This window comes from Mesorhizobium sp. M0060 (assembly GCF_040323155.1).
In the GTDB taxonomy this organism is placed as follows: Bacteria; Pseudomonadota; Alphaproteobacteria; order Rhizobiales; family Rhizobiaceae; genus Mesorhizobium.
This window is the reverse complement of record NZ_JAMYUP010000009.1, coordinates 110,391-131,457: the sequence shown is the minus strand read 5'-3', so window position 1 is coordinate 131,457 and position 21,067 is coordinate 110,391. Positions and strand designations below refer to the sequence as shown.

Annotated in this window: 20 protein-coding genes; 8 read left to right on the top strand and 12 right to left on the bottom strand. The window is 62.4% G+C overall.

Annotated elements, in window-relative coordinates; genetic code table 11:
* Positions 1-433: 433 nt before the first annotated feature.
* Positions 434-838, bottom strand: coding sequence for a Fur family transcriptional regulator (locus NKJ94_RS11815; protein WP_352525149.1), 405 nt, complete (start codon positions 836-838; stop codon positions 434-436).
* Positions 839-1,049: 211 nt separating this feature from the next.
* Here NKJ94_RS11815 and NKJ94_RS11810 point away from each other — a divergent pair, with 211 nt between their 5' ends.
* From NKJ94_RS11810 to NKJ94_RS11800, 3 genes are all read left to right on the top strand, one after another.
* The gene (locus tag NKJ94_RS11810) at positions 1,050-3,251 is read left to right on the top strand and encodes a caspase family protein (protein WP_352525147.1); all 2,202 of its coding nucleotides are present in this window, start codon (positions 1,050-1,052) and stop codon (positions 3,249-3,251) included.
* Positions 3,252-3,353: 102 nt separating this feature from the next.
* Entirely contained in the window at positions 3,354-3,734 is a 381-nt protein-coding gene (locus NKJ94_RS11805) for a hypothetical protein (RefSeq protein WP_352525145.1), read from the top strand.
* Entirely contained in the window at positions 3,731-4,435 is a 705-nt protein-coding gene (locus NKJ94_RS11800; RefSeq protein WP_352525144.1) for a DUF4760 domain-containing protein, read from the top strand. The genes NKJ94_RS11805 and NKJ94_RS11800 overlap by 4 nt, the downstream gene beginning before the upstream one ends.
* Positions 4,436-4,585: 150 nt before the next feature.
* Here NKJ94_RS11800 and NKJ94_RS11795 read toward each other — a convergent pair whose 3' ends face one another.
* Positions 4,586-5,668, bottom strand: a complete 1,083-nt coding sequence (locus NKJ94_RS11795) for a trypsin-like serine peptidase (RefSeq protein ID WP_352525143.1) — start codon at positions 5,666-5,668, stop codon at positions 4,586-4,588.
* 389 nt (positions 5,669-6,057) lie between these two features.
* Between NKJ94_RS11795 and NKJ94_RS11790 the strand changes: the two genes are divergently transcribed.
* On the top strand, positions 6,058-7,152 hold the full coding sequence (locus tag NKJ94_RS11790; protein ID WP_352525142.1) for a S1 family serine peptidase: 1,095 nt from the start codon (positions 6,058-6,060) through the stop codon (positions 7,150-7,152).
* A 69-nt stretch (positions 7,153-7,221) separates the two neighbouring features.
* On the opposite strand, the gene NKJ94_RS11785 is transcribed toward NKJ94_RS11790, so the two are convergent.
* Positions 7,222-7,572, bottom strand: a complete 351-nt coding sequence (locus NKJ94_RS11785) for a hypothetical protein (RefSeq protein ID WP_352525141.1) — start codon at positions 7,570-7,572, stop codon at positions 7,222-7,224.
* A 189-nt stretch (positions 7,573-7,761) separates the two neighbouring features.
* Here NKJ94_RS11785 and NKJ94_RS11780 point away from each other — a divergent pair, with 189 nt between their 5' ends.
* Both NKJ94_RS11780 and NKJ94_RS11775 read left to right on the top strand, forming a co-directional pair.
* On the top strand, positions 7,762-8,061 hold the full coding sequence (locus NKJ94_RS11780) for a DUF2934 domain-containing protein (RefSeq protein WP_352525140.1): 300 nt from the start codon (positions 7,762-7,764) through the stop codon (positions 8,059-8,061).
* Between the two features lie 358 nt (positions 8,062-8,419).
* Entirely contained in the window at positions 8,420-8,782 is a 363-nt protein-coding gene (locus tag NKJ94_RS11775; protein ID WP_352525139.1) for a hypothetical protein, read from the top strand.
* Positions 8,783-8,922: 140 nt separating this feature from the next.
* Here NKJ94_RS11775 and mgrA read toward each other — a convergent pair whose 3' ends face one another.
* The 7 genes from mgrA to NKJ94_RS11740 form a co-directional block, all read right to left on the bottom strand.
* Positions 8,923-9,969, bottom strand: a complete 1,047-nt coding sequence (gene mgrA, locus NKJ94_RS11770) for an L-glyceraldehyde 3-phosphate reductase (RefSeq protein WP_352525138.1) — start codon at positions 9,967-9,969, stop codon at positions 8,923-8,925.
* 129 nt (positions 9,970-10,098) lie between these two features.
* On the bottom strand, positions 10,099-11,247 hold the full coding sequence (locus NKJ94_RS11765; RefSeq protein ID WP_352525137.1) for a Gfo/Idh/MocA family protein: 1,149 nt from the start codon (positions 11,245-11,247) through the stop codon (positions 10,099-10,101).
* 12 nt (positions 11,248-11,259) lie between these two features.
* On the bottom strand, positions 11,260-12,006 hold the full coding sequence (locus NKJ94_RS11760) for a sugar phosphate isomerase/epimerase family protein (RefSeq protein WP_352525136.1): 747 nt from the start codon (positions 12,004-12,006) through the stop codon (positions 11,260-11,262).
* A gap of 88 nt (positions 12,007-12,094) precedes the next feature.
* Positions 12,095-13,225 (bottom strand): ABC transporter ATP-binding protein, encoded by a 1,131-nt coding sequence (locus tag NKJ94_RS11755; RefSeq protein WP_352525135.1) that lies wholly within the window; start codon positions 13,223-13,225, stop codon positions 12,095-12,097.
* A gap of 5 nt (positions 13,226-13,230) precedes the next feature.
* A complete protein-coding gene (locus NKJ94_RS11750) occupies positions 13,231-14,160 on the bottom strand; it encodes a carbohydrate ABC transporter permease (RefSeq protein ID WP_352525134.1) in 930 nt (309 codons plus the stop codon).
* Positions 14,153-15,046, bottom strand: a complete 894-nt coding sequence (locus tag NKJ94_RS11745) for a carbohydrate ABC transporter permease (protein WP_352456791.1) — start codon at positions 15,044-15,046, stop codon at positions 14,153-14,155. The genes NKJ94_RS11750 and NKJ94_RS11745 overlap by 8 nt, the downstream gene beginning before the upstream one ends.
* An 85-nt stretch (positions 15,047-15,131) precedes the next feature.
* A complete protein-coding gene (locus NKJ94_RS11740) occupies positions 15,132-16,370 on the bottom strand; it encodes an ABC transporter substrate-binding protein (RefSeq protein WP_352525133.1) in 1,239 nt (412 codons plus the stop codon).
* 47 nt (positions 16,371-16,417) lie between these two features.
* On the opposite strand from NKJ94_RS11740, the gene NKJ94_RS11735 reads away from it, so the two are divergent.
* Both NKJ94_RS11735 and NKJ94_RS11730 read left to right on the top strand, forming a co-directional pair.
* Positions 16,418-16,630 (top strand): hypothetical protein, encoded by a 213-nt coding sequence (locus tag NKJ94_RS11735; RefSeq protein WP_352525132.1) that lies wholly within the window; start codon positions 16,418-16,420, stop codon positions 16,628-16,630.
* Between the two features lie 134 nt (positions 16,631-16,764).
* The gene (locus NKJ94_RS11730; protein ID WP_352525131.1) at positions 16,765-17,820 is read left to right on the top strand and encodes a LacI family transcriptional regulator; all 1,056 of its coding nucleotides are present in this window, start codon (positions 16,765-16,767) and stop codon (positions 17,818-17,820) included.
* Between the two features lie 10 nt (positions 17,821-17,830).
* On the opposite strand, the gene gnd is transcribed toward NKJ94_RS11730, so the two are convergent.
* Positions 17,831-19,255 (bottom strand): NADP-dependent phosphogluconate dehydrogenase, encoded by a 1,425-nt coding sequence (gene gnd, locus NKJ94_RS11725; RefSeq protein ID WP_352525129.1) that lies wholly within the window; start codon positions 19,253-19,255, stop codon positions 17,831-17,833.
* Positions 19,256-19,395: 140 nt separating this feature from the next.
* Positions 19,396-21,033, bottom strand: coding sequence for a copper resistance CopC/CopD family protein (locus tag NKJ94_RS11720; protein WP_352525128.1), 1,638 nt, complete (start codon positions 21,031-21,033; stop codon positions 19,396-19,398).
* Positions 21,034-21,067: the final 34 nt, after the last annotated feature.

The following is a 21,067-nucleotide window of genomic DNA, read 5'->3' as shown; positions in this document are numbered from 1 at the left end:
GCCGCCCCTCATCGCCCTGCCGGGCACTTCTCCCCGTAAATGACGGGGAGAAGGAAGCCGGCACCAACGCCCCCGTCCTTCACGGGGAGAGGGTGAGGGTGAGGGGCAGCGCAAACGGCTGGAATGGGCGCAAAGTGAAAATCCAAACCCGTCCCCAGTGTGATACAAAGCCCCCATGATCACCAAGACACTCCAGAATCTGGTAAAGCATGCGGAAGCTTGGCCTCGCGAAGACCAGGAGGAGCTTGCCGACTATGCCCGCCTCATCAAGGCCCGCCGAACCGGTCTATATGCCACGTCCGAATCGGAGCGCAGCGCCGTCAGAGCAGGACTCGCGGAGGCCGACCACGGCACTTTCGTAGATGAGGATACACTCTAGCGTCACCCGACAAGACGTAAAAGGCTCCCTTGCCTTGTCTCTGAGGCTCCGGCCTCAAGCCGCTTCGGCCAAACACTTCGCACAAGTCCCACGAAACTCGATCACCGCCTTTTTGGCGGCGAAGCCGGTCGAGCGCACCCATTCGTCGAGCCGGTGGCCGACATCGTGGTCGGAGAACTCGGTCACCTGGCCGCAGGCATCGCAGATGGCAAACGCTGTCATCGAATGGCTATGGTCGTGCGGCTCGGCACAGGCGACGAAGGAATTGAGGCTTTCGAGCCTGTGCACGAAGCCGGACTTCACCAGCGTGTCTAACGCCCGGTAGACCTGCAGCGGGGCGCGGAAACCGCGCTCGCGCAGCTGGTCGAGCAACGTATAGGCGCTGAGCGGCCCGCTGGCAGCCTCGAGTTTCTCGAGCACGCAAAGCTGGTTCTTCGTCAGTACATCCCTTGCCGCCATGATCCCGTTCCAAGCCGTTCCGTGCCGATGGCCGCTGTTGGGCATGCAATCAGGCCTCTTCCATCCAGATAGCGACGAACCGCCTTTTTTGCTACTGTTTCTATTCGCGGCCGGTGGTCGGCCGGGCAGCGGCGCGATATTCAAAATACTGACAAAATCCTCGGCCAGGCTGGCCGTGCTTGGAAATTCGATCGGGCTTGGGGAAGCAATCATGATCAAATTGACTCGGCGGACGCTGCTTGCCGGCACGTCCGCGCTGGCGGCCGCCGGCTTGCTTCCGTTCCGGGCATTCGCAGCGGCGCGCACCTACCACGCGCTGCTCGTTGCTTGCACCGATTATCCGAACCTGCCGCGGAAGAACTGGCTGATCGGACCGAAGAACGATGCCGGCCTGGTGCGCGATTTCCTTCTGAAGAACACGCCCGCGCCGGTGAAGTTCTCAGCCGAAAACGTCACGCTGCTCGCCAAGGATGTCGAGGGCGCCAACGGACCGCCGACACATGCGGCGATCAAGGCGGCACTCGCCGACCTTGCCGCCAAAGTCCAGCGCGACGATTTCGTCTACCTGCATTTGTCCGGTCATGGTGCGCAGCAGCCCGCGGCGAACAAGGGCGACGAGACCGACGGCCTCGACGAGATTTTCTTGCCGTCCGACATCGACAAATGGGTCAACCGCGAAAAGGGCGTGCCCAATGCGCTGGTCGACAACGAGATCGGCACCGCGCTCGACGCCATCCGCGACAAGGGCGCCTTTATCTGGGCCGTGTTCGACTGCTGCCATTCCGGCACGGCGACGCGCGCGGCCGAGGTCGACGACGAGCTGGAACGCAAGGTCGAGTTCGCCGATCTGGTCGGCGGCGACGACGCTGCCAGGGCGGCTGCGGTGAAAGCCTATGACGAGATTGCGTCCGCCACGTCGCGCGGCTTTGACGGGGACGGCCAGCGCAAGCCGGCCTTCAAGCTGACGCCGACCGGCGCCGAGCCGACCACCAAGGGTAAGTTGGTCGCCTTCTACGCGGCGCAGACGGTGGAGACGACACCTGAGATGCCACTGCCCAAGGGCACGGCCGATGCGCCTCGATTCGGCCTGTTCACCTTCACCATCCTGTCGAAATTGGCCGAGAACCCCAACATCACCTACCGCCAGCTCGGCCAGGCGGTGCTGCAGCAGTATTCGGCGGACGGCCGCAACCGGCCAACGCCGCTATTCGAGGGAGAACTCGACGCACGCGTGTTCGGCACCGACAAGACCGACGCGGTCATGCAGTGGCCGGTCGTCGTCAAGGACGATAACGCCACGATCGGCGCCGGACTGCTGCACCGCCTCACCCCCGGCAGCAAGCTTGCAATATTGCCCTCGGCGCTGTCGCCGCTGTCCGAAGCGCTTGGTTATCTCCAGGTGCAATCGGCGAAGAATCTGGAAAGCCGCGTCAAGCCGGTCGAGTTCGGCGGCAAGCCGGCGCTCAGGCTGGCCGACATCCCCGCCAATGCCTATGCGCGGCTTGCCGAGCTCGCCGTCGATTACAAGCTCGTGATCGCACGGCCGGCGGCGACCAAGGGCCTGGAGACGGAGGCCGCGCTCGCCAGTTCGGTCCTCGACGAACTGGCGGCCAGGGAGAACTCAGGTTTCCATATCGCACTGGTCGAACCGGGCAAGGGCGCCGATCTGCGTCTCGCCGTGCTGCGCGAGAATGCCGTCGCCGGCGCTGCAGAAGATGCCACCGACGCGCCGGCACTGTGGTTTCTGCCGGCTTCGGGCGACATGACGCTCAAGGACGGCAGCAAGCCGCCGCTGATCGTCATTCATCCGGATGACCACGGAAAGTTGGTCGATGCCGCGGCCAAGAACCTGACGAAAATCTTTCGCGCCATCGGCCTGTCGAGGCTGGCCGCCGCTTCGGACTATCGGCCGGAAGAGGTCGACGTCGAGTTCCGGATCAAGCGCCTCGATAGTGACACGCTGCAGCCGATCGAGCCGTCGACGGTGCCGCGTGTTTCGCCCGATGATCAGGTGCATGTTTTGGCCAGGAACAGCTCGGCGAACCTGGTTGACATCAACGTGCTCTATGTCGGCTCTGATTATTCCATCCAGCATTTTCTCGCCGAGCGCCTAACCGAGGGAGCCGTCCTCGAGGAAGGCCTGTTCAAATTCACCGACACCAGCTTCGGCATGGAGCGGATGATCGCCGTCTTGACCCAAGCGCCGCCGCAGAGCGAGAAGCAGGATCTGAGCTTCCTGGCGCAAGAGGGCGTTGTCTCGGTAACGCGCGGACTGGGACAGCCAAGCTTCTCCGACATGCTGGCCGATATCGGCATGGCGCCGGCGACGCGGTCGGCCATGCGGCTTACCGACGACAAGGCATCGAAGGGCGCCGTGATGATCTTCCCGATGGAGACGGTGCCGCGCGCTTGAGGCGACATCAAGCGCCCGGCCAGGCCTCTTGCCTAGGCGGCTGACAATGAACATTCTTCGACCGCCGCTGTCGGCGGCCGAACGAAACGGATGAGGGCGTTCGTGAACAGGATCGTATTTTCGTGGCGCGCAACAACCGCCGGCTTTGTCGCCGGGCTGTTGCTGGCCGCCAATGCCTCGGCGGACGAGGCCTGCGGCCTCTGCGCCAAGGAGGTCGTCATCAACTCCGAGTTGGCGAGTTGCTTTCTCGACCAGTATGACCAAATCGCCAAAACCGGCAACACCGCCGTCGTGGTCGATCTCAGCAGCTGCGCCTCGCGCGGCGTGGTCGAGCCATTGCCGTCGCCGGGCAAGGCGCAGGTGGAGCCTGACGTGCAGTTCATCGTTTCGCGCGCGCAGCTGGATTGCCTGAAGAAGAAGCTTGAGACGCCGGGTATCGTGCTCGACCCGTCCGCCACCATAGAACTGGACAGCTGCGGATGACAAAAGCGGGGGGCATCGCAACACAGCAGGCAGTGTCAGCGCCGACATCGGAAAAGAAACCGGTGTCACTGCCGGAAACCGTCGAAGGCCTGCCGTGGGTGAGCAATCACGAGGTCAAGAAGGAGGCGAACCCGTTCACCGATCGCGACTGGCGCATGCTCGTCTATGCCTGGTCCGGATTGCTTGTACGCCTGGCGATCATCTTCACCTTGATCTTTTCGGTCTACCAGTTCCTGGCAAACCAGGAGCAGAAGCGCGTCGAGCAGACGATGTCGCTGGTCGAGCTCTGGGAAAGCAAGGACTACCAGCAGGCGCAACGGGCCCTCAAGCAACGCCTTGCAGCACTCAATGCCAAATACGGCAATCTGCTCAGCGCCAATCCGACGCCGACCGAGGAACAGGTGTTCAGGCAACGCATTGGTATCGAGGCGATGAGCGCAACTGGCGGCGACATGCCGCTTGCCGAGTTCAGCGACAATTTCGACCGCGTAGCCTACTTCCTCAACCGCCTTTCCTTCTGCGTCGAAGGCGGGCTGTGCTCGCGTGAGGTCGCCGACTCCTATTTCCGCGACTATGCCGCTTCCTTCTGGAGCTATTTTGCCGGCTATATCGACAAGGAGCGCAAGGCCGGTTCGCCGACTTTCGCCCTGCCGATCGAGAACTATGTCCGCCAGGCGCCACCCTCGGCCCAGTCCGAATAATCCCCGAAATGCGAAAGCCGGCGACGGAAATGCTCCGCCGCCGGCTTTGGTTTGGAGCATTTTGCAGCCAAGTGTGATCACAGTTGGCGTCGCAGAAATGCGGCTAAATAAATAGCCCGCCCCGACGATCGCGGCGGAAACTCGGCAGGCCTATTTGTACAGGCTGTTGATCCACTGGACGTTGATGGCGTTCAGACGCACGGCGGTATTGGCATCCGGGCTCTCGGCCACGTTCACGCCGGTGATGACGCGCTGCTTGGAGCCATTGTCATAGGCATAGACCGAGCTGCCGCTCGATCCTGGATAAGTGTCGCAGTCGTACTGGAAATACTCGGTGGCGATGTTTTCGGCGTGCACTTCGCAGGTCGCCTTCCACATCGTGCCCATCGGCTTGTCGCCGGGATAGCCGATGATGTTGGCAGTGAAATCGCCGAGATCCACGTAATTGGCATAGCCCAGCCAGCCGAGATTGGTGCCGACATCCTGCTTCAGGGTGACGATGCCGAGATCCCACGGCACGACCGAGCCGTAAAAGCCCTGATAATTGTCGATGAAGCCCTGGACGATATAGGCGCTTTCATAAGTGAAGGCGCCGAACGGCGCGTCGTCGGCTGTCTTCCCGTTGAGAGCCGGCACGAACAGGATATTGTCGAGCCAGGCCTTGTCTTCGTGACTGTAGAGGCAGTGCGCCGCGGTGAGTACCGTGCGCGGACCGATCAGCGTCGCCGAGCAGCTGCCATAGCTGCCGCTCTTCGATTTGCCTTCGAGGTAGCCGATCGCGGTGAACGGGTAGGTTTTGGTATTCTTGATCTGCTCGCGGTCGTCCCCCCCGAACACCTGGCGGCCGGCCTCTTCGCCTCCGCTTAGCCCGGAATTGTCGGACTTCTGCCCCTCGGCGGGCGCGTTCATTTCCTTGATGACAAGGTCCTTCAGCGTCTCGTTCGGGTCGATCTTGATGTCCTTGCCATCGGCGGAACGGCCGACGATGCCATAGGATTTGACCGCCGTTGCTTCGTCGGCGAGCGGCGCGGCGCGGTTGGCCTCGTCGTCGGTCAGTTTCGGCGGGGCGATCGGCTTCGCCCGGCCGGGCTTGTAATCGCCCGATGTCACGTCCCGCATGCTTTCGCCGTTGCCGGCATTGGCGGAACCTGGATCGGCAGCCAAGGCAGGAACCGCCCACATTGCGGTGGAAAGCAACGCGGACACAATAATGCTATGTGTCAGTTTTGTCATGGTGAGACGCTCCCAAAAGTCAGCAAGGACTGGATCAAGATATAGAAATATTGTCGAGATCGTGGTGGCGCCGAAAAATGAAATTGGTTGCCGGCGCCTTTACCGGGCCATTATTCAGTGCAGCCAGTTTAGGTCCCCGCCAAAAATGCCCGCAACGGTATACTGCCTAAAATAATCCAACATTGGCAACGACAAATTGCTTCCACATAGCTCGTGGGGGGCTATAGGATGTTGGGCGGGTTTGGCTCGACAGCACGATTAGCAGAAGTGGTACTCGGTTTGGTGACAGATCGTGCTTCGCCTTGGGGCATGACCTCACCGGCCGGTTCCATTTCAGTGGATTATGCGTCGAGGCTGATCTGTCGGAACATCGTCTCAGGGGGTTCGAGGTGAAGATCATCCATAGGTTCAGACCGATTGCTGCCGCCTCGCTGCTTGGCATCGCGGCGGCCTTGCCGGTCGTCAATTCCGTTCATGCCGATGACGCGGCCGCCCGGCCGGAGGCGGCGATCTCGCCGATGAAACCCGTGACCGAGTCCCGGGCAAAAGCCAAGGCGGAGAACCCCGACGGCGCCGATCGCGTCTACGGCGGCAAGCAGGCCGAGACGGGCGCTTACCCGTTCCAGGTGGCGTTGCTGACCACCGACAGACTGGACGAAAGCCCGGCCTCGCAGGCGAATGCGCAGTTCTGCGGCGGCAGCCTGATTGCGCCGCAATGGGTGCTGACGGCGGCACATTGCCTCAATGACAATGGCGAGCCGATTTCGCCTGATGTGGTCACCGTGCTCACCGGCGCCACCGATCTCAGCGAGGGCAAGCGTTACAAGGCGGTGGAGATCATCGTCAACGAAGGCTACAGCGAGCAGACGCTGGACAACGATCTCGGCCTGATCCGGCTGGCCGAGCCGGCCGATGCCCCGACCATCAAATTTGCCCGTGGGCCGACCCCCGACGCCGGTAAGACGACGGTCACCGGCTGGGGCAAGATGCAGGACGGAACATTTCCCACGGCGCTGATGGTCGCCGACCTGGACCTCCAGCCGAACGCAATCTGCAACAGCGGCATCATGGCGATTTATGCGCATGATTTGAAGGCTGCGCTCGGCGAGCTCGCCCGCCGCATGCGTTACTCGGAAAGAGGCATCGAGGCGGCCGCCAACGCAATTGCTGCTGATATGGCCGATCCGCTGACCGGCAACATGATCTGCGCCGGCACCGCCAGCGGCGAGCGCGACGCCTGCAATGGCGACAGCGGCGGACCGCTGTTCATGACCGGCGCCGACGGTCCGGTGCAGGTCGGTGTCGTCAGCTGGGGCGAAGGTCCGGCCGACGGCAGCGCCGCCTGCGGCCACAAGAACGCTTACGGCATCTACACGCGGCTGGCCAATTACATCGGCTGGATCGAGGACAAGATGAAGACGGCGGCTCCCGCACCGGCAGCGCCCAAAGCCCTCGGCACGGCTCAGAAGCCGGCCACGCCCTGACCGCGTTCGCCTGCTGAATGAACGGCGGGAGCAATCCCGCCGTTTCTGTCCGGAAACTTTAGGTTGGGACTAGAACCAGCGATCGCGGCGCTGGTCTGTGGCGGCCAAGGCGAGGCCCAGTAATGCCCCTAGGGCCACGCCGAGTATGAAGGCGGACGATACTGTGCCAGGATTCTCCTGGACAACCCCGGACACTGTCTGCGCCCTGTTGCGGAGGGCTTGTGCCGTCCGAGAGGCGCGCTCGGCAGCGTTGTCATACCAATCGCCGGCGTCCTCGATCGCCTCTTCCGCGCGTTCGGCCAAGGTCCGGTTGATCTTGTTGATCTCGCGCCTCAGCTGCGCGACCTGCTTCTCCAGGGCTTCCTGAGCTTCACGCTGAGTTATTTTCGGTGCTGCGGATTCGTTCGGTTCGTCGGCCATCGTTATCTCCTTTGCTCAGGTTCGGATCAACGGCCGGCCCGCTATCTAGGTTCCTCCGCAAAACGCGTCTGTCCGGTGTTTGTTCGATGAAAATCCGGGTTTGTCCCGGCTTGTGTGCGAAATCGGCGCGAGCGTCGGATCGTTCCGGCACTCCCGGCGTTGGTGAAAACCCACAAGGGAGGAACCGCCATGGATGACGATCGGCATGAAAAAATTCGGCAGCGAGCATATGAAATCTGGGTGCGCGAGGGCCGCCCGCACGGCGCCCATGAGCGTCATTGGCAGCAGGCGAAACATGAGCTTGACCTCGACGACGCGGACCGCGTTCCGGCTGGAACGATCGCCAGTTCCGACGTTCTGACGGTCGAGGCGCTGGCGATGCGCACCGGGATAACCGGTGATCAGGCGCAAGACCTGATCGACAGACTTGGCAACGATAGAGCGACGCTCGAGGAAGCCGCGCGGAGCCTCAAGGCAGCCGAAAGTTAGCCGCTGGCTGTCGAGGTCGAAGACGGCTGCCAACTGAAGTGGCAAATCTGACCCCGCGCACGCGAGTTGCCGGACCCTGTGCGCGCGGGACTGGTGAGGCAGGCGGCCGATTGGCCTTGGTCAAGCGCCCGGGCGCATCTGACGGATCAACTCGACGGCGTTGTGAATCTGAGACCGATGAAGGACCGGCTGCCATCGTCGACGGGCTGTTCGATTTGCTCGACACGGATGTCGCGGCTCAAAAAGGTGCACCGTCACCGTAATTAAATTTCACCAGTTACCGGGTGGACTGTACTGAATGATAGCGATCTTTGCCTTACTATGCTGTAGATCCATTCAATTCATTGAGGTTTCCGTAATGAGTAATAGGATATCATGGGTTGAGAATACCGAAGTAACTTTGATTAGAATCGAATTGTATTCGGTTGTGATTGAAGCTTTATCCTTAGACATGGGCGATAGGATATCGATAGATATAAATAGAGATTTTAAAGTCTATATTTCAGATGAGCTCTCAAATTACGATGTCGTAAAACACAAAGGATCACTTCCAATTCTTTGGAAAATAGGTATGAGCATAGTTCCCGTAAAATTCGATCAAGACGCCCTCGAAATAGAGCTCAACGACGGCGGACGCATCTCTGTCGAACTAGAAATTGGAAAATTGGAGCAAGTTAGCTTTCGTCGCACAAAGCCAGATACACTCGAACACCTTCCCTGAAGCCTGGCAGGAATTACGAGGAATTACGGTGACAGTGCACTCTTTACTATGTTCGCCCGGCTGTCGTTGTGTAGATTGACCGCGTGGCTCACCATGCTCGCATCGTCGTTCCCGGTCTGAGCCGTGGATGCCGCAGTCGCCTACTTCCTTGGCGGACCCTTGCGCTCGGCCGACGCCGCCCAGAGATTGATATCCGACTCGCGTGCAAAGGTGTCGATCTCGGCGAGCTCGGCATCGCTGAAGTCGAGCGCCTTCAGCGCGCTGACGCAATCCTCGACCTGTTCCGGCCGGCTGGCGCCGATCAGCGCCGACGTCACCCTGCCCCTGCGCAGCACCCAGGCCAGCGCCATCTGCGCCAGCGTCTGGCCGCGGCGACGGGCGATCACGTTCAGCGCCTCGATATTGGCGATGGATTTGTCGTTGATGAAGGCCGGGCGCAGCGACTTGCCCTGGCTGGCGCGGCTGCCGTCGGGGATGCCGCCGAGATATTTGTCGGTCAGCATGCCTTGCGCCAGCGGTGAGAACACGATCGAACCGACGCCAAGCCCCTCAAGCGTATCGAGCAGGCCGTCATCCTCGACCCAGCGATTGAGCATCGAATAGCTCGGCTGATGGATCACGCAAGGCGTGCCGAGCTGTTTCAATATGTCGGCGGCCTCGCGTGTGCGCTGCGAATTGTAGGAGGAAATGCCGGCATAAAGCGCCTTGCCCGAGCGCACCGCGTGATCGAGCGCACCCATCGTCTCTTCCAGAGGTGTTTCGGGGTCGAAGCGGTGCGAATAGAAGATGTCGACATAGTCGAGCCCCATCCGCTTCAGGCTCTGGTCGAGGCTGGCCAGCACATATTTGCGCCCGCCCCACTCGCCATAAGGTCCTGCCCACATTTCGTAGCCGGCCTTGGTCGAGATGATCAGCTCGTCGCGATAGCCGGCAAAGTCCGTCCGCAGGATCTCGCCGAAAGCCCGCTCCGCCGAGCCGGGCGGCGGGCCGTAATTGTTGGCGAGGTCGAAATGCGTGACGCCGAGGTCGAAGGCCTTGCGGGTGATCGCCTGCTTGGTTCTATGCGGTGTGTCGTCGCCGAAATTGTGCCAGAGCCCAAGCGAGATCGCCGGCAGCTTCAGGCCGGACCGCCCGCAGCGATTGTAGATCATCTTTTCGTAGCGGTTTTCGGCGGGGACATAGGGCATGGGAAATCCTCAGATTGAAGCGAGTTCGACAATTGCCGCCGCGAAAACGGGTGAGTCGGCTCCGCCCCTCACCCCTTACCCTCGCCCCGTAAGAACGGGGAGGGGGCCGCGATCCCTTGAGTGCGCCGCCTACTTCGTTTTCTTCTTCGCCAGCAGCTCTTTCGCCGCCTTGACGCCGAGCGCTTCAGGCCGCTCGCAGCTGGTCTGCATGGCAACGAACTTTCCGGTCTCGCCCGAACGCAACAGGCCGGTCATGACGTCGACGGCATGCAGCGCCAGTTCCATCGAGCAGCGGTGCGGCCGGCCTTCGGTAATCGCGATCGCGATGTCGGCCAGACCGGCGGTGCGGTAGTTGGCCATCATGCCTTGCGAGTGCATCTCGTTGGGCACGCCGAACGGGTGCCGCCATTTCGGCAGCTTCTTCACCGGCTTGGCGGCTTCGGTGTAGCGCACCTCGCCGCCGAAGAAGTTCGGATCCGGCACGAACACCGTGCCCGCCTCGCCATAGAGCTCCATCGGCGCGTGGCCGTGGCTCCAGACGTCCCAACTGGTATTGAGCGTCACCACGGCGCCGTTCTCGAACTCCAACACCCCGTGGATCGTCGTCGGCGTGGAGACCGGGATCTTTTCGCCGACGCGCGGCTTCGAGCTGATGATGCGTTCCGTCATCGGGATCGAAGCGAAGGCGGCGACCTGCTTCACCGGCCCGATCAGCTGGATCAGATTGGTGATATAATAGGGTCCGATGTCGAGCACCGGGCCGGCGCCTGGCTGGAAGAAGAAGTCCGGATTGGGGTGCCAATGCTCCATCCCATGGCTCATCACATGACAGGTGCCGCTGGTGATCCTGCCGAGCCTGCCGGTGTCGATCAGGTCGCGGACAAGCTGGTGTGCGCCGCCAAGGAACGTATCGGGCGCCGAACCGATGCGAAGCCCCTTGTTTTCCGCCCGCTTCTTCAGGTCGAGCCCTTCCTTGACCGACAGTACGAACGGCTTCTCCGAATAGACGTGCTTGCCGGCGTCGAGGATCTGCTTCGACACCTCGTAATGCACCGCCGGAATGGTCAGGTTGACGATGATGTCGATATCGTCCGCCTTGAGCAGCCCCTCGACGGTCTCGGCGCGCAGCTTGAACTCCTTTGCCCGCGCTTTCGCCGCTTCCATGTTGATATCGGCGCAGGCGCGCATCTCGATGCCGCGAAATAGCGGCGCCAGTGAAAAATACGCCTTCGAGATGTTGCCGCAGCCGATGACGCCAATCCCAAGTTTTGTTGCCATGCTGGTGTGCTCCTAATAGGTCTTGGCGGCTGCGATCGAGCGGCGGGCAAAGCGCTCGATGTCGTTGGGGTTGTCCTGTTCCATGACGTAGTATTTTGCCGCACTTTTGGCGCGCAGCGCCTTGATCAGGCCGGGCCAGTCGATGGTGCCGTGGCCGACGTCGGACCAGCCGTCCTCGTCGAGGCCCTCGCCCGGCTTGGCCATGTCCTTGACATGGGCGGCGACGATGCGCTTGCCGTGCTTTTCGATCCAGGGCAGCGGGTCGACGCCGCCGCGCACCACCCAGGCGACGTCCATCTCCCAGCCGATATCGGGCGCCGAAGACAGGATATGGTCCTGCGGCACCGAGCCGTCGGCAAGCGCCTTGAACTCGAAATCATGGTTGTGCCAGGCAAAACCATAGCCGGCTTTCTCAGCCGTCTCGCCGACCTTGGCCAGCCGTTCACCGAAGCCGCGCCAGCCGGCCGCGTCGGCCGGCCTGAACTCGGCGTTCAGGAAGGGGCAGATGAGCAGCGTGATGCCGAGCGCATCGGCCGTTCTGCGCACGCCGTCGAAATCCTTCTCGAGTGCGTCGATCGAGAAATGCCCGGTCGGCATGGCGAGCCCGTTCTTGTCGAGCTCGGCACGGAAGGCCTTGGGATCGTCATAGACGCCGCCGAACCCTTCGACTTGGCTGTAACCAAGCTCGCCCAGCATTTTGAGCACGCCCTCCCAGGGCTGGAAATTGCGGGCGCTGTAAAGTTGGAATGACCAGTTCATCGTGTCTGTCCGTTTTCTTGGGAGGGTTAGTCTTGGGGGAGGGTTAAGTCTTGGGCGAGGGATGGATGTTGGACGGTTAAATCATGATCTAGAGGCGGCTGCCGGTTGCGGCGTCGAACAGCGAGGCGCGCATCGGGTCAAATCCGATGCCCACCGCCTCGGCGTTCTTCGGCGTGCGTTCCGATGTCACGCGTACAGTGAAATTCTGGCCGCCGAGCTTCAGCCACACCAGCGTGTCGGAACCCATGGGCTCGACGACCTCGACATTTGCCGTGGCTGCGAACGGCCATCCCGCCCCGCTGTTGAACGCGACATGCTCGGGGCGGATGCCGAACACGGCCGGGCCCGGCACCGGGTCCTTCTCGAAAGCATAGGTGGCAAGCGGGATCCGCACATCCTCGACGACAAAGTGCCAGTCGCCTTCCGCCTGCTCCAGCCTGCCGTCGAGAAAGTTCATCGCCGGCGAGCCGAGGAAGCCGGCGACAAACCGGTTGACCGGCCGGTTATAGATCGTCTGCGGCGCATCGAGCTGCTGGATCACGCCGCCCTTCATCACCGCGATGCGGTCGGCCAGCGTCATCGCCTCGATCTGGTCGTGGGTGACGTAGATCATGGTGTTTTCCAGCTTGCGATGCAGCAGCTTTATCTCAACGCGCAATTCCGCGCGTAGCTTGGCGTCGAGATTGGAGAGCGGCTCGTCGAACAGAAAGACATCGACGTCGCGGACAAGTGCGCGCCCGATCGCCACGCGCTGGCGCTGGCCGCCGGACAGAGCCGCGGGCTTGCGATGCAAAAGCGGCTCGATCTGCAGGATCTCGGCGGCCCGGGCGATGCGCTTGGCGATCTCGTCCTTGGCGAGGCCGGCAACGCGCAGCCCAAACGACAGGTTTTTCTCCACCGTCATCTGCGGATAGAGCGCATAGGACTGGAACACCATGCCGATGCCGCGGTCCTTGGGCTCTTCCCAGGTGACGTTCTTGCCCTTGATGAAGATGCGGCCTTCGGAAACGTCGAGCAGCCCGGCAATGCAGTTGAGCAAGGTCGACTTGCCGCAGCCGGACGGGCCGAGCAGCACGATGAACTCGCCTTCGGCGACATCGAGATTGAGCGTCTGCAGCACCGATACCGCGCCGAAATTCAGCGACAGGTTCTGGATCGAGACGCTGGTGCCGTTTGCCCCCCTGCTGCCGTTTACCTCAACGCTGCGGTTTGCGGTCATCGCCATCATCCTTTCACCGCGCCGGCGGCGATGCCGCGCACAAACAATTTTCCGGACAGGAAATAGACGATCAGCGGCACGAGGCCGGTCAGGATGGTGGCTGCCATGTTGACGTTGTATTCCTTCACGCCTTGCACCGAGTTGACGATGTTGTTGAGCTGCACCGTCATCGGATAGGTGTCGGGGCGGGTGTAGACGACGCCGAACAGGAAATCGTTCCAGATGCCGGTCACCTGCAGGATGATGGCGACAACGAAGATCGGCAGCGACATCGGCAGCATGATGCGGAAATAGATGCCCCAGAAGCCGGCGCCGTCGACGCGCGCTGCCCGGAACAGCTCCTCCGGCATGGAAGAGAAGTAGTTGCGGAACAAAAGTGTGAGGATCGGCATGCCGAAGATGGAATGGACGATCACTAGGCCGCTGAGGCTGCCATAGAGGCCGATCTCGCGCAGGATGATGACGATCGGATAGATCATCACCTGGTAGGGGATGAAGGCGCCGACGATCAGGATGATGAAGAAGGTGTCGGCCCCTTTGAAGCGCCAGTTGGCAAGCGCATAGCCGTTCACGGAGGCGAGCGCGATCGACAGGATCACCGACGGAATGGTGATGCGCACGGAATTCCAGAAGCCGCGCGACAGCCCGTCGCAATTGAGCCCGGTGCAGGCGCTCGACCAGGCCTTGACCCAGGGCTCGAAGGTGATCTCCATCGGCGGCGAGAAGATGTTGCCGAGGCGTATCTCGGGCATGCCTTTGAGCGATGTCACCACCATCACGTAGAGCGGCAAAAGATAGTAGAGCGCCACCACGATGAGCGTGCCGTAGAGGAAGATGTTGCGGCGCGAGAACATATGCCGCGGCTTCGGCCCGCTCGGCCCGTACGCTTCGAGCGTGCCGGGGCCGGCCGGCAAGGAAACGGTATGGTCAGACACGCTTCTTGCCTCCAAACTCGAGATAGGCCCACGGCACGATGACGATGATCACCGACAGCAGCATCATGGTCGACGCGGCGAACCCCTGACCGAGGTTCTGGGCGAAGAACATGTAGTCATAGACATATTTGGCCGGGACTTCGGAGGCGATGCCGGGCCCGCCGCTGGTCTGGGCGACAACCAGGTCATAGATCTTGACGATACCGGCAGCGATGATGACGAGCGTGGTGATGAAGACCGGCCGCATCATCGGTATGATGATGAACAGATAGGTCTTCCAGGTTGGTATCCCGTCGACCCGCGCTGCCTTCCAGATATCCTCGTCGATCCCGCGCAGGCCGGCCAGCATCAGGCACATGATGAGTCCGGTGCCCTGCCAGAGAGCGGCGATCAATATGCCGTAGATGACGATGCTGGAATCATAGAGCGGATTGAAGCTGAAGCTCTCCCAGCCGAGGCTGCGCACCACTCCCTGGATCCCGAATTCGGGGTTGAGCAGCCACTGCCAGACAAGGCCGGTGACAATGAAGGAGAGGGCGAAGGGATAGAGGAAGATGGTCCGGAACGTGTCCTCGAACCGGATCTTCTGGTCGAGCAGGGCGGCAAGCAGGAAGCCGATCACCAGCGAGAACAGCAGCGACAGCACGCCGTAGATCAGCAGGTTCTCGATCGAGACCAGCCAGCGCGGCACCGACCACAGCCGGTAGTACTGGTCGAGCCCGACGAAATTCAGCCGCGGCAGGAGCTTCGAACTGGTGAAGGAATAAAGCACCGTCCACGCGCTGCCGCCGACAAAGATCACCAGCGCGGTAAGGATCATTGGGATCGAGGCGATCTTCGCATTGAGGTTGCGAAAGAGTTGGCTAGGGCGTTCGCTCTTGCTCATCTGCACAGCCGCGCTGGATCGGGTAAGGGCGGTACGCTCCCGACCCTGCGCTCGCAGGGGCGGGAGTGAGGGCAGTTGTCGATCGTCAATCGGCCGAACCGACGATGGCGGCGAAGCGCTTCTGCGCATCTTCCACGGTCATGTCCTGCTTGGCGAAGAACTCGGAGAAAAGATCCTCCTTCTGCTTCTGCGTATCCTGCGAAAGCAGCTGGTCCGTCCAAGGCATGACGTTGCCCTTGGCGAGGATTTCGAGCCCCTTCTTCATGCAGTCGTTCGCCGCCTTGAGGTCGACGTCGCCGCGCACCGGCAGCGAGCCCTTCTTGAGATTGAAGGCGACCTGTGTCTTGGGATCGAGCAGCGTGTGGGCCAGCACTTCCTGCGCCTTCGATTTTTCGGGGTCCTTCAGCAGCGGGAAGTAGAAAGCGTCGCCGCCGGTGGCGATGACCTCGTTGAGACCAAGGCCCGGAAGGCAAGTATAGTCCTTGCCGGCGGTCTGGCCGGCAACCTGGAACTCGCCCTGCGCCCAGTCACCCATGATCTGGCCGCCGGCCTTGCCGGTGATGACCAGATTGGTGGCCTGGTTCCAGTCCTGCACATTGGTGTTCTTCGCCATCTTGCGGGCGTCGTCCGCCGCCTTGAAGACCTTGGCGACCTCGGGCCCGGCGGCGAATTCCGCGTCCTTGTCCTTGTAGACCTTGAGGAACGCGTCGGTGCCGCCGACCGCCGCAAGCAGCACGTCGAAAGCGCCGGAGGCTTGCCAGGGCTGGCCGCCGACCGCGAGCGGCTGGATGCCTGCTTTTTCCAGCGCGGGCGCGGCAGCGACATATTCATTCCAGTTCTTCGGCACCGGCACGCCGGCTTTTTCGAAGGCGGCGTTCGACAGCCACAGCCACTGCCAGGAATGGATATTGACCGGCACGCAATAGATCTTGCCGTCGAGGGTACAGCCGTCGAGCAGGCTCTTCGGCTGCACGATTTCCGTCCACTTCTCCTTGGTGGCGAGATCGGTGAGGTCGCGCATCAGCCCGGCCTGCACCAATTCTTCCGCCTGCCGGCCGTGATTGAACTGGGTCGCGCCCATAGGGTCGCCGCCGGTGATGCGGCTGATCATGATCGGCCGCGCCGTGCCGCCGGAGCCGGCGATAGCGCCATCCACCCAATGATTGCCAGTCGCGTCGAAAGCCTTGGCGAGTTCGGCAACCGCCGCCGCTTCACCGCCCGAAGTCCACCAATGGGTGACTTCCAGATCCGTCGCGGCCGCCGGGCCGGCGAACTGCAGCGCGGCCGTCGCTGCCAGCGCAGCAGTCATGAGTTGGTATCGCATTTCGTTCCTCCCAGAATCTGAAACGTTACAGATTTTGGATACGGCAATTGCTTCAGACGCGCAACCCCTCGGGCAAAGGCGCCATCACATTTTTTCGAAACACGAATAAAATCAATCAGCTCGCCAGCCTACCGCAACGCAACAAGAGAGGTTGCATCGCGAAAGTAAATGCTGCGGCGCCCAAAAACGAGAAAAGCCCGTTCCAGTCGCTCTTTCTGCGCCGATTGAAGTATCGCTCATTTTGCGCCTGTCACCAGTGATAAGGCGATGGCAGTGACAATCTGTAACGTTTCAGTATATAGCGGTCTCATTCGGTGAAGGCCCGCGGCGTACCCGCGGCCCGCCGATTGCCGGCCTGCCCGGCAACTGCTATGCGCCTGACGGGGCGGGACGAATGAACAGGCATCAAAAAGAGAAGGCCGACGAGGCGTCGGGCCAGGGCCGGCCGACACTGAAGACGCTCGCCTTCATGACCGGGCTGGGCGTCACCACCGTGTCGCGCGCGTTAAAGGACGCGCCTGAGATCGGCGCCGAGACCAAGCGGCGCGTCCAGCTTGTCGCCAAGCAGATCGGTTATCGGCCCAACCGCGCCGGCGTGCGCCTGCGGACCGGCAAGACCAATGTCATCAGCCTGGTGCTCAACACCGAGCACGAGATCATGAGCTTTGTCTCGGATATCATCTACGGAGTTTCGGAAGTCATCGCCGATACGCCCTATCATTTGATCGTGACGCCCTATTCGCGCTCGCAGGATCCGCTGGACCCGATCCGTTATCTCGTGGAAACCGGTTCAGCCGACGGCGTCATCATTTCGCGCACGCAGCCGAACGACCCGAGGGCCCGCTATATGCTGGAGCGCGGCATTCCCTTTGCCACGCACGGCCGCACCGATATGGGGCTGATCCACCCCTACCATGATTTCGACAATTACGCTTTCGCGGCCGAGGCAGTGCGCCATCTGGCCGGCATCGGCCGCCGCCGGCTGGCTCTGCTGGCGCCGCCCGTCGAGCTGACTTATCACGGCCACATGCTCGCCGGCTTTGCCGATGCGCTGAGCGAGGTCGGCGCCAGCGAAATCCCGTTCAACACCGTTTCGATCGATCATTCGATCGAGCAGATCAGAATGCGGACCGCGCAGCTGATGCGCCGCGAAAACCGTCCGGATGGTTTCATCAGCAGCGCCGCCGCCGCGACGCTCGCCATCGTCGCCGGCATCGAAGATGCCGGCCTTAAGCTTGGCCGCGATGTCGATGTGGTATCCAAGCAGTCGTCGGAGCTTCTGCATCTGTTTCGCAGCGAATTGCTGGTCGTCAACGAGAACTTCCGGCTGGCCGGCGCCGAGCTCGCCCGCTCGGTGCTGGGCTGGATCGGCGGCGCCGCACCCGGCTCCCTGCAAAGCCTGAGCGTGCCGGGCGAAGTGCAGGCCTATCGCCGCCCGGCGTCCACTTAAGCGGCGTCGGTCAACCCGCCGCGCCGCTTCCCCACGGGCCATGGAAAGCGCCTTGCCCGTCGATGCGCTCGAAGCCATGCGCACCGAAGAAATCGCGCTGCGCCTGGATCAGGTTCGAAGTGCCGCGGCCCTGCCGGTAACTGTCGAAATAGGCAAGCGCCGATGACAGGGCCGGCACCGGCGAGCCGGCTTCGGCTGCCCTTGCCACGACACGGCGAAGCGACGGATGTGCCTCCTGCATCAATGAAACGAAAGCCGGCGCCATCAACAGGTTGGTGGCTGCGCCGCCGGCGCCGAAGGCCTCCGCCATCGTATCCAGCAATTGCGAGCGGATGATGCAGCCGGCCCGCCAGATCTTGGCGATGACCGGCATCGGCAGGTTCCAGTTGAATTCCTTCGACGCGCCGCTCATCACCGCGAAGCCTTGCGCGTAGGCGGCGATCTTGCCGGCAAACAGCGCCAGCTCGAGATCGCCGAGCAGTGCGTCCCTGTCTCCGGAAATCTTGCTCACGCCGCCGCCATAGACCTTTCCGGCGGCAAGCCGCTCGTCCTTGATCGACGACAGCACGCGCGCCGCCACCGCCGCCTCGATCGCGGTGGCCGGGATGCCGAGCTGCTGCGCCTCGATCACCGACCATTTGCCGGTGCCTTTCTGGCCGGCGCGGTCGAGGATGATGTCGACGACCGGCTTGCCGGTCTTGGGATCGTCGGCGGCCAGCACCTTGGCAGTGATCTCGATCAAATACGAGTTAAGCCGACCGGTGTTCCACTGGGAAAACACCTCAGCGATCTCTTTCGGCCCCATGCCGAGCCCGTCGCGCAATATGCCGTAGATCTCGGCGATCATCTGCATGTCGGCATATTCGATGCCGTTGTGAATGGTCTTGACGAAGTGCCCGGCGCCGTCGGTGCCGAGCCACGCCGCGCAAGGCTCGCCCTTGAACTTGGCCGAGATTGCGGTCAGCACCTTTTCGACGCGCTTCCAGGACTCTTCGGTGCCGCCGACCATGATCGAGGGACCGTGGCGTGCGCCCTCCTCGCCACCGGACACGCCCATGCCGATGAAGGTCAGGCCGGAGCTGGAAAGCTCGGAAAAGCGCCGCATCGTATCGCGGAAATTGGCATTGCCGGCGTCGATGACGATGTCGTTGGCCGACAGCACCCCGCGCAATGCCGTGATCTGCTCGTCGACCGGTTTGCCGGCCAGCACCATGATGATGATCGGCCGCGGCGGCCGGATCGCGGAGGCCAGTTCCTCGAGGCTATAGCAGGGCACCACCATATCCCTGAGCGCGCCGGCATTTTCGACAAAGGCATCGGTGCGCGCCGCGGTGCGGTTGAAGACTGCGATGCGGTGCCCCTTCTCGGCGATATTGAGCGCCAGGTTGGAGCCCATCGTGCCAAGGCCGATCAGGCCGATTTCGGCTTTTTCCATTGTTTCTTCCCTGCTTTCGGATCTTGTTGGTTTGAGCCCGCGATTGGGTTGGATGCCCATTCTTGATGACGATGATTGACGGGCCTTCAAGGCCGCGTCAACCGCCTCGCCGAATTGTGTTGCAGACCACCAGCTTGTCCTCACGGCCTGATGTCGATCGGTGCCTCGATCTTCACCATCTCGAAATCCGAGACCAGGATATCGAGCCGCGCCGTCCACCGGCCGGGGACCGGGATGACAAGATCGTCGACGCGCCAGGTGCCGTCGCCGGGCTTTGTTGCCGGGCGCTTTATCGGCTCGATGCCGGAATCGGGCTTTGACAGCACCAGCGTCACCTGCTTGGCGTCGAGCGGGCCGAAATCGCCGGTCATGATGAAGATCGAAGCGGCAACAGGCCCGGCGTGGCCGGGCGCAATGCTGAGGTCGGCCATCGCTTGCAGCGTGTGGATATGGACCGATGCCGGCTGTGCGGCGGCGATCGCCAGCGCGCGCGGCGGTGGCGTGAAGCGCCAGCCGGCGGCAACGCCAAAGATCACCACCACGATCAGCGCTTCGATGCCGATCGAGCGGGCCAGCCGCCTCTGGACCTCCGTATTTCCCGCCTCGGCCGGGGCCGTTAGCTTAAAGCGGTTGACGGCGGCGAGCGTGAACAGAAAGACAAGCAGCACCAGCTTGATCAGCAGCAGCCGGCCATAAACGGTATGGACCAGCGCCGATGGCGTTTGCACCTGGATGACGGCGAGCACGATGCCGGCTGCCGCAAGCACGGCCACGACGAACAGGATCGCTCGCGAAAACCGGCGCAGCAACGGCCCGGCTTTGGCCGGCTGCCGTTTCAAGGCAAGACCGAGCGGTGCCAGCGCCCCGGCCCAGACAGCGATCGCTGCGCCGTGCAGAAACACCATCGGCCTGGTCAGCCACTGCGGCTCGGCAGCACTGGCATGCCCGCTGGCGGCAAGTGCTGCGCCAACACCAACCAGCCCGGCCAAGGCGAGCGGCTTTGCGTCGGCGGGCGGCACAACCAGCGACAATAGGCTAAGGCCGAGCGCCATCAGCGCGATCAGCACCGTCCAGCCAAAGCTGGTCCCGAGCGCGGTCTGCCAGATGACCGGCTGCGCCAGCCGGGCCAGCGGCGCACCGAGTGCATCCAGGCCCTGGAAGCCGAGCGACAAGGGTCCCGCGACCAGCCCGCACAGGATTGCCGCGGCGATCAGGCGCTGGCCGGATCGCCCGCCTTGTGCCAGCCAGGCCAACGCAAAGGCACCGCCAACGCCGAAAAGGAGGCCGATATAGAGAAAGACCTTGCCGATCCAGATCGCCGTACGAAGCCCCCGGTCGACGGCTTCGGCGACAGCCGGCGCAGCACTCGGCGTGCCGATCGAAAACAGCACCGAGCCGCCGACCGGATGGCCGTCGGCGGAAATCACCCGCCAGCTCAGCACATGCGTGCCGGATGTCAGCGCCTGCGGATTGTCGATCTCGACGGTCTGGCCGCTGAGCCGGAAAGAGGTCAGCGGGACCGGCGTGCCGTCGGGCCGCACCAGCGTCAGCACCAACGGCGAAACCGGCTCGGTGAAGGTCAGCGACAATTGCGACGGGCTCTGCGCCAGCACCGCAGCGTCAGCCGGCTCGGCCTTGATCAGCGCCGCGTGGGCGAAGGCGGGGTTCGGCGCGGCAATTGCGGCGAGCAGCATGATGGCGGCAAGCAGGCCAACGGCAAGCCGGCCGGTATAATTACCGGCGATACAGGCTCGTCGCAGGAAGGATGCCGCGCTCATCTCATGGCCAAAAGCAGCGGCGCGCTCTTTCGAA